This window comes from Peptoniphilus harei (assembly GCF_016726485.1).
Taxonomy (GTDB): domain Bacteria; phylum Bacillota; class Clostridia; order Tissierellales; family Peptoniphilaceae; genus Peptoniphilus_A; species Peptoniphilus_A harei.
Window position 1 is genome coordinate 361,710 of record NZ_CP068103.1, and the last position, 12,311, is coordinate 374,020.

Consider the following 12,311-nt stretch of genomic DNA (forward strand, 5'->3'; position numbering starts at 1 on the left):
TTTATTATAGCTTATAAAATCAAATAACATACAAATAAAAAAGCCTTGAGTCTAAACTCAAAGCTTGTAACTTTATATCAAACTATTAATGAACATAACGAGGGGAAAAATTATAATTAACAAGAAATTTAATATTCCAAACAAAAGTGACTTCTCTTTAATTGCAAAGATAAGACCAATAAGTCCTATAACCCTGCAGATAAATAAACTTGTGAGACCTGTCGGTCTTAAGTTTGTAAAACTTTCAAGAATATCTACAGGCAGCATATAAGAAATTATCAAAATTCCTATGCCAATAAAAAATAAATACTTGCTGATATTTTTTCTCATGACTACCTCCTAGTCAAATCCTCTTATCAAATCAATGGGATCGATCTTTAGAATGTTTTTTAAAGATAATTTGTAGATTAATATATTTATACCATAAATCAAAATTCCAAAAGCAAGGAAATATTTATATTCAAAATAAGACAACAAAATTTTCATATCTAATGTTGGAGATATTTTTGCAATTACAAATACAGCAGCAAAACTTACTATTAAAACTATTGCCAGTGATTTAATTTCTTCTAATATAAAATCTCTTGTATATTTATATATTAGTTCTTCCCCATCTATTCCACAAGACATTAAAGATCCAATTTCTTTTTTCCTTGCCATTAAACTTAAATTAATGGAAGAATATCCATTAGTTATATTTAAAATGAAAATTATGCCTGCAATAGAAATTATCATAAGTCCAAAAGTTTTTACATCTTTCATGCGATTTGCCTCTACATCTTTGCTTGTAGTTAAATTATAAGTTTCATTGTAGGCAATGGAAGAATCTAATTTTTCTTTAACTTCATTCTTTATATCGTCTAACTTATTTTCATCAACTTGCATTGATAGTTCATAGGTGTTTCTTCTCAAGTCATTATTATTTTTTAAATAGTACTTATTCCAGTCATCTAAGAGTTTAAAATATGTGTCAAAGTCAACGTATAAATACACATCGAAGGGTAGCCTTCTTTGCCTAAAGTCCTTTGTGCTATCGATTAATTTATCTACTTTGATTGAATAATTGTAATTTTTCTCTTCTGTTATAGAGTAATTTAAAATATCCATATTTTCAAAATATTTTGTTGTTTATGATCCATCAATTGGTGCATTTGGATTGACTTGGACCCTATTTAATAGCAAAGCCTCTCCCTTTTTGCCACCTATCTTTTCAAAAGTTTCATCATCTAAGGCCGTTATAATTCCATCGAGATAAAAATCTTCGCCATTATCATAATATTTTCGAATTTTCTCATCTAAATCAAGAGACCTAAACTCATCTGAATAATTTTGCTCCTTACTAAGGGAAATATATTTTTCAGTTGAAAGAAATGCTCTGTCATTTTCTGTAGTATTCATTATATCTTTTAAGACATTTGGAACTTCAGCTTCATTTGAATGAATTAGTATATTAATATTCGTATTGTAAGTGTAAGTATTTTTCACCCTATTGTACTTTGCCATAGAAAAAACTATTAAAAAAATTGAGACAATTATCATTCCAATGGCAGAAATATATCTCTGAGAGGAAGTAGTTTTTAAATTATTTATCTTTAATTCCTTCCAAATATCTTTATTTCTCTTTAGTTTTATATTTTTGTCATTAAAGTTGCCCCTTACTCCATCAATTATATTTATCTTTGCGATTTTTTTAGCTGGAGCAAGTATTGCTATTAAAATTATAAAAAAGCAAATTAACAAAACTATAAGTGAAAGGCTTGGCGAAAATTCTATATACTTGTACTTTTCCTCTTCTTCTACAATCCTTTGAAGGCCAAGATAGAGGAGGTTGATTCCTCCATATCCGAAAACATGTCCCATAACTATTGGTAGAAGTGAAGTTTTTAATCCATCTTTTAAAAGCAATTTATAAATTTGATAATCTGTTGAACCAATGGATTTGTACATTGAAATTTCTCTTATCTTTCTTAGTCCCCAAACTGTAAAAATATTTTTTACAAAAAATATAAAAATAAGGATTGTAGCAAAAATTAAAAGAGAATCTACAATTATCTGCCTATTTTGCTGAAAAAGACTCCCATCAACATTATAGTAATCTTTCATTATTTCGCTAAATTCTAGTTCTACTTTATCTTTATTCAAGATAGATGCAAGATCTTTTTCTAAATTATCTTTATTACTATAGGCTTTTCTAAAATTATGAAATCTTACAAAGCTATTAGTCTTTGCATTCTTTCCTATGACAGTAGACGCATAAAAAATCTTCATATTTTCATTGTAAAGATTTCTTGTGAGACCACTTATTACATATTCCTTGCTATCTTTTCTTATAAATTCTTCATCCTTAGTAACACTTGAAACTGCTTTTATTTGTTTTCCATTAACTAGTCTATTCCCAAATTCTACTTTTACCTTATCGCCAATTTTTAAATTTTCTTTTTCTGCAAGACTTTTTGGTATGGTGATTTCATTATCTTTTGTAGCAAAGCTTCCCTCTTTTAGCATATTATCTTCTAACATCTTGTTAAAACCATGATCTGTATAATTTACCACTAAGACATTTTGAGATAGCTTGGCAGAATTATTTTCTACTGCAACTTCTCCCACCTCTTTGATGTTTTTTATTTCTTTTAATTTGCTTGTGTCACCAGAAACTGTTTCAGTCATAATTTTAGCATCATAAATTGATCTGTTTCTAAAATATTCATAATCAAATTTATTATTTACATATCCAAAGTAAACACAAAATGTAAAGAAAATTGCAGTTATAAAAAGTGAAAGTGAGATTGATAGATTCTTCTTATTCATTTCTTTCATCTCCCACTACTTTTCCATCCACTATTGTTATTACTCTTTCTGCCTCTAGGGCTATGGACTCGTCATGGGTTATTACAATAATTGTCTGTTTTAAAGTCCTGTTAAAATATTTTAAAATTTCAATTATTTCTCTTGAATTCTCTCTGTCTAGGTTTCCAGTTGGCTCATCAGCGAGCACAAGAGACGGAGAATATATAAGACTTCTTGCTATGGCAACTCTTTGTTGTTGACCACCTGATAGTTCACTTGGAAAAGAATCCAACTTATTTTCTATGCCAAGTTTTCTAACAATATCTAATAGGACTTCATCATTGATTTTTCTCTTATCAAGCTTTAGGGGCAACTCAATGTTATGCCTCACTGTTAAGTTGGGAATTAAATTATAAAATTGATAAATTAGACCTACTTTTCTTCTCCTAAAAAGTGCTAATTCTTTTGATGAATATTTTGAGATGTCATTGCCGTCTATAAATATTTTTCCGGAACTTGGATTGTCCACACCACCCAACAAGTGAAGAAGAGTTGACTTGCCTGATCCACTTGGTCCAACAATTGCAATAAATTCTCCTTTTTCAATTTTTAAATTAACATCATCAATTGCTTTTACAAGATTTTCTCCACTTCCATAAGTTTTTGATAAATTTTCAGTTCTAACAATTTCCATATGTACCTCCCTCTATTTGTCTTAATAATAAAGGGTTAAAATGACTTTTAAGTGACATTGTAAAATTTAATTTTAAAAATCGCACCATCTTTTCCATTTTTTACAGATATATCTCCATTGTTTGCCTCAACAATTGATTTTGCCATGGCAAGTCCTATGCCAAAGCCCTTAGAGTCAGGACTTTTGTAAAATCTTTCAAATATTTTTTTGAAGTTTTCTTCCTTAATCCCTCCACCGTCATCTTCAATTATTATCTCTGTATAAATTGGATTTTTATCCGTAGAAATCTTAATTCTTGTAAGACCATCAAGGCTCAAGGCATTCTTTATAATATTTATTAAAGCTTCAGAGATCCAATAGTAATCGACTTTTATCTCATAATCCTCGTAGTTACAAATAATTTTTACCTTTTTCTCATCAATTGATTTTCTTAAAATATCCAAAACATAGTCAAGTATTTCTGAAATAAAAACTTCTCTCTTATCCATCTTGTCTATATTTGCATCAAGACTAGATAGCTTTAACAAAATATCAGCAAGAGAGTTAAGCCTTTCAAGTTGAGACTCTAACCTTTCAATCTCTTTTCTATTTTCTTCAGTCTTATCAATTGTTTCCAAGTCAAAGACCATTGAAGTGATTGGAGTCTTTATTTGATGGGCAATATCTTCTAGATTTTGCCTCTGTTTTTTTGAATTTATCTCAAGGCTTTCTCTCGCCTCAACAAGTTCTACAAATATCTTATAAATTTTGTCTTCAAGTATAGAAAATTCATCTTGGACCATGGGGATTGAATAGTTCTTTTCTTCCAACCTATCTATAAGTTCTTCCAATTCCTCAATTCTCTTCTTTTGTCTTTTCTTTAAAAAATAATAAAGGGCCAACAAGCTCACAGGGTAAAATAAATAAATCATCAGTCCATCCTATAACCTATTCCACGGATTGTCTTGATAATATCTCTGTCACTTTTGTCCCTAATTCTTTTAATAGTGGCAGTAAGTGTATTATCGTTGACAAATTTCTCTCGCCTATCCCAAAATCTCTCTAGTAAAAAGTCCCTAGTAAAAATTCTATTTGGATTATTTATAAATAATTTCATCACTTCAAATTCCAGTGAAGTTAAATCTAGTTTTTTATCTTTATAATAAAAGCTTCCTTCCTTATTATTTAGAGCCAAGTCCTTGAAGCTAATAAAATCATCTTCTACAAGAGCCGTCCTAAGAGTCTTATCTATTCTCGCTCTTAAGATAGAAAGCTTAAAGGGTTTTGTAATGTAATCGTCGGCTCCACTATCTAGGGCTCTCACGATAAATTTCTCATCGTTTTTTACTGTTGTGATTATTACTCTCACATTGTTTTCTCTCAAAGTCTTCAACAAATTAATTCCATCCCTATCAGGCAAATTTATGTCTAAAATTGCCAAGTCATAAGAATTATTTATTTTTATCCTTGCTTCTTCAAAGTTTTTACAAGTTTCTACTTTAAAATTATTTTTTGACAAATAGGACTCAATCCCTCTTGATAAATTTTCATCGTCTTCTATTAAAATTATTTTTTTCATTTGATCACCTAACACAATCTTGTAAACAAATTCTATCACACTTTAGTTTTTAAAAGAATTCTTAATCTTTTTGCGTTCTTATAAATCTTCCCAACAAAAAAAGCACCAGCTTTCGCCAGTGCTTGTGATTTTAACTCTTTTAATTTTTAAAATTATTTTGCTTGGTTGATTGCATCATTTGCTGCTTCAACAAATTGATTGTAGGATTGTGTTGCGCCAGTCACTGCTTCAACTTATTCTACTGAACCCTTTTCTGTAAGTTCTTGTCCGTAAGTTTGTGAAGCTTCAAGTGTCATTTGTGCAGTCTTGTGTCCTTCTTCGCCAGCTTCTTTACCGTAGTCTTCTCCCTTTTCACTTCCGTCTTTTTGAAGGTTCTTAACTTCAGTGTTAGAAATCTTTCCGTCGGCTACTGTGATTGTAACTTCCATGTGTCCACCAAAGTCATCTTCTGATGATTTACCTGTGTAAGTTCCGTCCTTTAATTCAAGAGCTTCTTCAGTAGTCTTTTCTACATTATTTGCTTCTACCTTAGTGTTATTTTCTTTTGCTGTATTTTCTTTTGCATCGTTTTTTGCTCCACATCCAACTAGTGTTAGCGAAAGTAGTGCTACTGATGCTAGTGTAATTTTCTTATTCATTGTCTCCTCATAATTTCTTCTTTTATTAAGAAAAGCAAAATATGATTAAGATTTCAAAATTTTTATTCTGCAAAGTCCTCTAAATTTATTTCCACAAAGTTTATGCTGCCTCTTGATACAATTTTCATCTCACCAGTGAGTTGATAAATCCAATTAGATATAAAAGGCTCATGGGATACTAGAATATAGTTTTCATCTTGATCTAAAGTTTTTAAAATATCTCTTATCCTTGCTCCTGCAAGATAGTCCTTGACTTCATAAGTTGAGTCCAAGTGCTTGGCCAAAATCTCTGCAGTTTCCTTTGCCCTTTCAAGAGGTGAGGAATAAATCTTGTAGGACCTCTTGTCTTCTAAATTATTTGCAAAAGCCTTAAAAGAATTTTCCAGTTTAACCCTTCCAATGGTAGTCAACTTTCTCTTGAAGTCATCTTCAGCATAAATTTCTGCTTCACCATGTCTTATAAAGTAAATTTTCATTTTCTGTCAATGTTATAGAAAGCATCAAAGCCTGGATAAATTGCCAAGTCGCCTAGTTCGTCTTCAATTCTTAGAAGTTCATTGTATTTTGCAATTCTTTCAGATCTTGCTGGTGCTCCAGTTTTTATAAAGCCAGCGTTTGTTGCAACTGCAAGGTCCGCTATTGTTGAGTCTTCACTTTCTCCTGACCTGTGAGAGATTACTGCTGTGTAATTGTGTCTCTTTGCAAGTTCTATGGAGTCAAGTGTTTCTGTAATTGTTCCAATTTGGTTAAACTTAATTAGGATTGAGTTTGCAGATTCTTTTTCTATTCCTTCTTGAAGTCTTTTTGTGTTTGTAACGAAGAAGTCGTCTCCAACTAATTGAACCTTATCGCCTAGTAGGTCTGTTAAGTGCTTCCAGCCATCCCAGTCGTCTTCATCAAGTCCATCTTCTATAGAATAAATTGGGTATTCCTTTACTAATTCTTCATAGAATTTTGAAAGTTCTTCTGATGTAAACTCACGACCTTCTCCTTCAAGAATGTATTTTTTCTTGTCCTTGTCATAGAATTCTGAAGCTGCAGCGTCAATTGCAAGTACAATGTCCTTGCCTGCTTCATAACCTGCTGCCTTTACAGCTTCAAGTATGCAGTCAAAGGCTTTTTTATTGGATTCAAGATTTGGTGCAAAGCCACCTTCGTCACCAACACCTGTAGAAAGTCCCTTGTCCTTTAAAACTTTTTTAAGTGCATGGTAAACTTCTGCTCCCATTCTTAAAGCTTCCTTAAAAGTTTTTGCTCCTATTGGCATAATCATAAACTCTTGGATGTCCACGTTGTTGTCAGCGTGTTCGCCACCGTTGATTATATTCATCAATGGGATTGGCATAGTTTTTGCATTTACTCCACCAAGATATTGGTAAAGTGGAAGTCCAGCTTCATTTGCTGCTGCCCTTGCTACTGCAAGAGAAACTCCAAGGATTGCATTTGCTCCAAGATTGCCCTTGTTTTCGCTTCCGTCAAGTTCAATAAGCATCTTGTCAATGCCAAGTTGGTCAAAGCAGTCAAAGCAAATTAATTCTTCAGCAATTTTTTCATTTACATTTGCAACTGCCTTTTCAACTCCCTTGCCATTGTATCTATCTTCTCCATCACGAAGTTCTACTGCTTCGTGAATACCAGTTGATGCACCACTTGGCACAATTGCAGAACCAAAACCACCATTAAGTGTTCCCACTTCTACCTCAACTGTTGGGTTTCCCCTTGAATCAAGAACTTCTCTCGCATAAACGTAATCAATTAAACTCATAATTCCTCCTAATTTAAATAAATTCTAATTTAATTATATTAAAATAAAGACTTGCCAGTCATAAGCTCTGGCTGATCTAATCCCATAATTTTTAAAATTGTTGGCGACAAGTCGCAAAGGGCTCCGTCAGACCTAAGTTCCTCATCCCTGTTAAATAAAAATAGGGGAACAAGGTTTGTGCTGTGGCTTGTTACAACATTGCCTTCATTATCAATCATGTACTCACAGTTTCCATGGTCTGCAGTAATTATTGCTGCTCCGTCCTTTTCCTTTAAGACCTTTAAAATTCTTCCAAGGTCATGGTCCACAGTTTCCACTGCCTTTATGGCAGCCTTTAGGTCTCCTGTGTGACCAACCATGTCTGGATTTGCAAAGTTTAAAATTATCAGGCCATACTTGTCCTTTTCCAAACTTTCTATTACCTTATCTGTAACTTCATTGGCAGACATTTCTGGTTTTAAATCATAGGTTGCTACCTTTGGAGACGGGACCAAGATCCTGTCCTCTCCTTCAAAGGGTTTTTCACGCCCACCATTAAAGAAAAATGTAACGTGGGCATATTTTTCTGTCTCGGCAATCCTAAGTTGCTTGATTTTATTTTTTTCAAGAACTTCTCCAAGAGTATCCTTTGGAATTTCGTCCTTAAAGGCAACTAGCTTATTCTTTATTTCCTTGTCATATTCTGTCATAGCAACAAGAGTAGTGTCTATTTTTTTTCTTTCAAAACCTGCGAAGTCATCATCCACAAGGGCCCTTGTAATTTGTCTAACCCTGTCTGGTCTAAAGTTGAAGATAATAACAGAGTCACCATCTTTTATTTCAGAGCCTTTGATAAATTTTGCAGGTTCTAAAAATTCATCAGTAACATCCTTATCATAGGATGACTTTATATAGGAAAGAATGTCTTCTTCAGTGAAGTCCACATCACTTACTAGGTTGTCGTAGTATTTTTTAGTTCTTTCCCATCTCTTGTCACGGTCCATGGCATAATATCTTCCAGAAATTGTGGCAATTTTTCCATTCCCAACTTTTTCTATTTCTTCTTGAAGCTCTCTTATATCGTCAATAGCTGCATGAGGAGAAACGTCACGTCCATCAGTAATTGCATGGATATAAGTTTTTTCTATTCCCTCTTCCTTCATTAATTCTATAAGAGCCTTTAAGTGGTCAAGGTGAGAGTGAACTCCACCCTTGGACACAAGTCCAATTAAGTGAAGGCTTGAATTATTTTTCTTGACATTGTCAATTGCCCTTTTAAATTCTGAATTTTTGAAAAATTCTCCAGACTTAATTGACTCAGTAATCTTTGTCAAATTTTGGTAGATAACTCTTCCTGCCCCAATATTTAAGTGGCCAACTTCAGAGTTCCCCATTTGTCCATGAGGAAGCCCAACATATTCTTCGCTGGCATAAATTTTTGTGTGAGCTGAGGTTTTATAAAGCTCATCAAGAGTTGGAGTCTTTGCAAGTTTAACTGCATTGCCTACTTCACTTTCATTTATCCCAAAACCATCTAAGATTATTAACATTGTTGGTTTCATAGATTTTCACCAGCTTTTATAATTTCAATAAAGTCACTAGCCTTTAGGCTTGCACCGCCAACTAGGACTCCGTCAATATTTTCCTTGGACAAAATTTCTCCTGCATTTGATGGCTTAACAGATCCACCATATAAAATTCTAATTTGTTGAGAAATTTCTCCATATTTTTCATTTATTATATTTCTAATTTCCTTGCACATGTTTTCTGCATCTTCAGATGAGCAAGTTTTTCCTGTTCCAATTGCCCAAATTGGTTCGTAGGCAATAGTAAGATTTTCTAAGTCATCAACTCCATCAAGAGATTTTAAAAGTTCATCTCTTACAAAGTCAATTTCCTTGCCTTCCTCCTTGACTTCAAGGGATTCGCCTAGGCAAAGAATTACTGATAAATCATCTGCAAGGGCCTTTTTAACCTTGGCATTTATAATCTCATCACTTTCAGAAAACTTTTCACGTCTTTCAGAGTGGCCGATGATTACATCTTCAACTCCAATGTCTTTTAACATGGTAGTAGAAATTTCGCCAGTGAAGGCTCCATCATCAAACTCAGACACATTTTGTCCCGCTAGCTTTATCTCATCTTTTAAGTTTTTTCTTAGACTTTCCAGACTCACAAAAGATGGTGCTATTAAAACATCTACCTTATTAAATTCAAATTCATTTATTTCTTTTGCAAATTCAAGGACTTCATAAGAAGTCTTGTTCATCTTCCAATTTCCACAAATATATTTTTTTCTCATGCTTCTTCAACTGCCTCGATACCAGGAAGTTTCTTCCCTTCAAGCATTTCAAGACTTGCTCCACCACCAGTTGAAATGTGAGTTAAGTCATCTGCAACTCCTGCCTTTTCAACAGCAGCAACAGAGTCTCCACCACCAACAATTACTGTGGCATCAAGCTTAGCTAGAATTTTTGCAAGTTCAATAGTTCCGTGGGAGAATTTTTCAATTTCAAAAACTCCACAAGGTCCATTTAAGACAACAGTCTTTGCCTTAGATAGTGATCCTTCAATATCCTTTAGACTTTCTTTACCAATGTCTAAGATCATGTCATCTTCAGCAACATCTTCCACATCTTTTAAAGTTCCCTTTGCGTTTTCAGATACTTCTGGAGCAACAATAACGTCCTTTGGAAGAATTATTTCAACTTGATTTTCTACTGCCTTTGCCATTATTTCTCTAGCAAGGTCTAGCTTGTCATCTTCTACAAGAGATTTTCCAACTTCAAGTCCCTTTGACTTTAAGAAGGTGTTGGCCATGGCACCAACAATTACTAGGAAATCAACTTTTTCCAATAGATTTTCTATTACTCCAATCTTGTCAGAAACCTTTGATCCACCAAGAATTGCCGCAAAAGGTTTTTCTGGGTTCTTAAGAGCATCTTCAAAGTATTTAATTTCTTTTTCAACTAGAAGTCCTGCGCAAGATGGTAGGAATTCTGTCACACCAACATTTGATGCGTGAGCCCTGTGGGCAGTTCCAAAGGCATCATTTACAAAGATGTCACCAAGAGATGCAAGTTTTTTGGCAAAGTCAGAATCATCCTTTTCTTCACCCTTGACAAATCTCAAGTTTTCAAGAAGAACAATTTCTCCTTTTTGTAATTCTTTTACTTGACTTACAACTTCCTCATCAACAACTTCTTTCGAAGGAATAAATTTTACATCCTTCTTCAAAAGTTCTGAAGCTCTTTTTGCAACTGGTTCAAGAGATAGGTCTTCCTTGTATTCTCCCTTAGGTCTACCAAGGTGACTCATAAGAACAACTTTGGCCCCATTTTCTATTAAATATTCAATAGTTGGGATTGCCTTAATAATTCTGTCGTCGCCAGTTACCACTCCATCCTTTAGGGGCACGTTAAAGTCCACCCTAACTAGAGCAGTTTTATCATTAAAATCAAAATCTCTAATAGTTTTTTTCACATTACACCTCTAATTTTAGATTTATACCGTCATATTCCGTCAATTTATCATTTAAATTATACCACAAATCATAAAGAGTTGAAGTTAGTACTACTGCTTTATAAGTATTTATAAGGGTAAATTCATTAAAAAATCAAGGAATAATTACTATACTTGCACTTCCCTTTTTGTGATATAATTTGTTAAATCGATAAATTGATATAAGCTTCAACTTTCGTTACTTAAAATTCAAAAAAATATGTAAATTAATTCCCAAATATATGAAATTATTAGATAAAATTTTTGATTTAAATTCTATCAATTATTTGAAGGAGATGTTTCTTATGAAAATGCAATTAATTAAGTTCCTCACTATAATCCAGCCTCAATATCTTTTTAACATAATTGAGATTATACTTTTGATTTTAATATTAAAAAAATTAAAAGAACTATTTAAGGAGATGTGATTTTATAGAAAAATATGAAGCGACTATGACAATCCTTACAGGTCTAATTCCCTATACAATTTTACATGTGATTAAGATTGTCTTACTTATAAAAATATTAAATCTTTTAAAACAATTTAAAAAATAAAAAAAGCAAAAAAATTGGAACTGAGATAATTTTTTCTCAGTTCCTTTTACTTTTATAAATAAAATTTTTATTAATATAATTTTGCTCCTGCTGGAATTTTATCTTCTAGCATCACTAGGTTTAATAGTTCTTCTCCATCATAGTCGCTTCATATTTTCTCTCCTTGTTGATGACCATTACCATAAAAAAAGTTATACAATAAATTTTTACAAACACAATTTATATCAGCTTTTTTACCATTTTCTTTAACTCAGGCAAGACATCCTCTCTAAAAAAAGGATTTTTTGCTATCCACCTGTTGTTTAGAGGACTTGGGTGGACTATTGGGAAATATTCTGGCAAAAATTCTTTGTAAGATTTTACTGTTTCAGTTAAATTTTTCTTAAATTTATCCTTCAAATAAAACTTTTGAGCATAGGCTCCTATCAAAATAGTTAACTTTATATCCTTCAATTCATTTAATAATAGTGGATGGTATTCTTTTGCAATAAAAGATCTGGGAGCCTTGTCGCCCGATTTTCCCTTTCCAGGATAATAAAAATCCATTGGAATTATAGAAAAGTCTTCACTATGGAGGACGTCTTCTGATATACCCAACCATTTGACAAGATTTTCCCCACTCTTATCATTAAATAAAATACCAGTCTCTTCAACCTTTTCCCCAGGAGCTTGCCCAATTATCAAAATTTTTGATTTTGGATTTAGCTGGAATATTGGGTTAATTCCTCTATTTGTGTAGATTTCATTTCTGCGATCTTCTTTTAATTTTTTAATAATAATTTTTTCTTTCATAATTTTGCCATCACCTTCATTAGAATTAGAACCTTACCAAGC

General features: G+C 32.5%; 14 protein-coding genes. All 14 read right to left on the reverse strand.

Going from position 1 to position 12,311, the window contains the following annotated elements; genetic code table 11:
* Positions 1 to 72: 72 nt before the first annotated feature.
* The gene (locus tag I6I93_RS01620; protein ID WP_112890502.1) at positions 73 to 330 is read right to left on the reverse strand and encodes a hypothetical protein; all 258 of its coding nucleotides are present in this window, start codon (positions 328 to 330) and stop codon (positions 73 to 75) included.
* A gap of 9 nt (positions 331 to 339) precedes the next feature.
* Positions 340 to 1,107: an ABC transporter permease family protein gene (locus I6I93_RS09090; protein WP_236587196.1), complete on the reverse strand. Its 768-nt coding sequence runs from the start codon at positions 1,105 to 1,107 to the stop codon at positions 340 to 342.
* Between the two features lie 21 nt (positions 1,108 to 1,128).
* Positions 1,129 to 2,808 carry an ABC transporter permease gene (locus tag I6I93_RS01625; protein WP_236587197.1) on the reverse strand — a complete coding sequence of 560 codons (1,680 nt, stop codon included), beginning with the start codon at positions 2,806 to 2,808 and terminating at the stop codon, positions 1,129 to 1,131.
* On the reverse strand, positions 2,801 to 3,481 hold the full coding sequence (locus I6I93_RS01630) for an ABC transporter ATP-binding protein (protein WP_112890503.1): 681 nt from the start codon (positions 3,479 to 3,481) through the stop codon (positions 2,801 to 2,803). Before I6I93_RS01630 ends, I6I93_RS01625 begins: the two co-directional genes overlap by 8 nt.
* A gap of 47 nt (positions 3,482 to 3,528) precedes the next feature.
* The gene (locus tag I6I93_RS01635) at positions 3,529 to 4,392 is read right to left on the reverse strand and encodes a sensor histidine kinase (protein WP_112890504.1); all 864 of its coding nucleotides are present in this window, start codon (positions 4,390 to 4,392) and stop codon (positions 3,529 to 3,531) included.
* On the reverse strand, positions 4,392 to 5,039 hold the full coding sequence (locus I6I93_RS01640) for a response regulator transcription factor (protein ID WP_070702117.1): 648 nt from the start codon (positions 5,037 to 5,039) through the stop codon (positions 4,392 to 4,394). The genes I6I93_RS01635 and I6I93_RS01640 overlap by 1 nt, the downstream gene beginning before the upstream one ends.
* A 152-nt stretch (positions 5,040 to 5,191) precedes the next feature.
* Positions 5,192 to 5,263: a hypothetical protein gene (locus I6I93_RS09395; RefSeq protein ID WP_197721012.1), complete on the reverse strand. Its 72-nt coding sequence runs from the start codon at positions 5,261 to 5,263 to the stop codon at positions 5,192 to 5,194.
* 9 nt (positions 5,264 to 5,272) lie between these two features.
* A complete protein-coding gene (locus I6I93_RS01650) occupies positions 5,273 to 5,677 on the reverse strand; it encodes a hypothetical protein (RefSeq protein ID WP_201621242.1) in 405 nt (134 codons plus the stop codon).
* Between the two features lie 62 nt (positions 5,678 to 5,739).
* Entirely contained in the window at positions 5,740 to 6,153 is a 414-nt protein-coding gene (locus I6I93_RS01655) for a SixA phosphatase family protein (RefSeq protein WP_112890505.1), read from the reverse strand.
* Positions 6,150 to 7,442: a phosphopyruvate hydratase gene (gene eno, locus I6I93_RS01660; protein WP_112890506.1), complete on the reverse strand. Its 1,293-nt coding sequence runs from the start codon at positions 7,440 to 7,442 to the stop codon at positions 6,150 to 6,152. Before eno ends, I6I93_RS01655 begins: the two co-directional genes overlap by 4 nt.
* 38 nt (positions 7,443 to 7,480) lie before the next feature.
* Positions 7,481 to 8,983: a 2,3-bisphosphoglycerate-independent phosphoglycerate mutase gene (gene gpmI / locus I6I93_RS01665; protein WP_112890507.1), complete on the reverse strand. Its 1,503-nt coding sequence runs from the start codon at positions 8,981 to 8,983 to the stop codon at positions 7,481 to 7,483.
* Positions 8,980 to 9,723 carry a triose-phosphate isomerase gene (tpiA, locus tag I6I93_RS01670; RefSeq protein WP_112889239.1) on the reverse strand — a complete coding sequence of 248 codons (744 nt, stop codon included), beginning with the start codon at positions 9,721 to 9,723 and terminating at the stop codon, positions 8,980 to 8,982. The genes gpmI and tpiA overlap by 4 nt, the downstream gene beginning before the upstream one ends.
* Positions 9,720 to 10,904: a phosphoglycerate kinase gene (locus tag I6I93_RS01675; RefSeq protein ID WP_112890508.1), complete on the reverse strand. Its 1,185-nt coding sequence runs from the start codon at positions 10,902 to 10,904 to the stop codon at positions 9,720 to 9,722. Before I6I93_RS01675 ends, tpiA begins: the two co-directional genes overlap by 4 nt.
* Before the next feature lie 792 nt (positions 10,905 to 11,696).
* The gene (locus I6I93_RS01680) at positions 11,697 to 12,269 is read right to left on the reverse strand and encodes a uracil-DNA glycosylase family protein (RefSeq protein ID WP_112890509.1); all 573 of its coding nucleotides are present in this window, start codon (positions 12,267 to 12,269) and stop codon (positions 11,697 to 11,699) included.
* Positions 12,270 to 12,311: the final 42 nt, after the last annotated feature.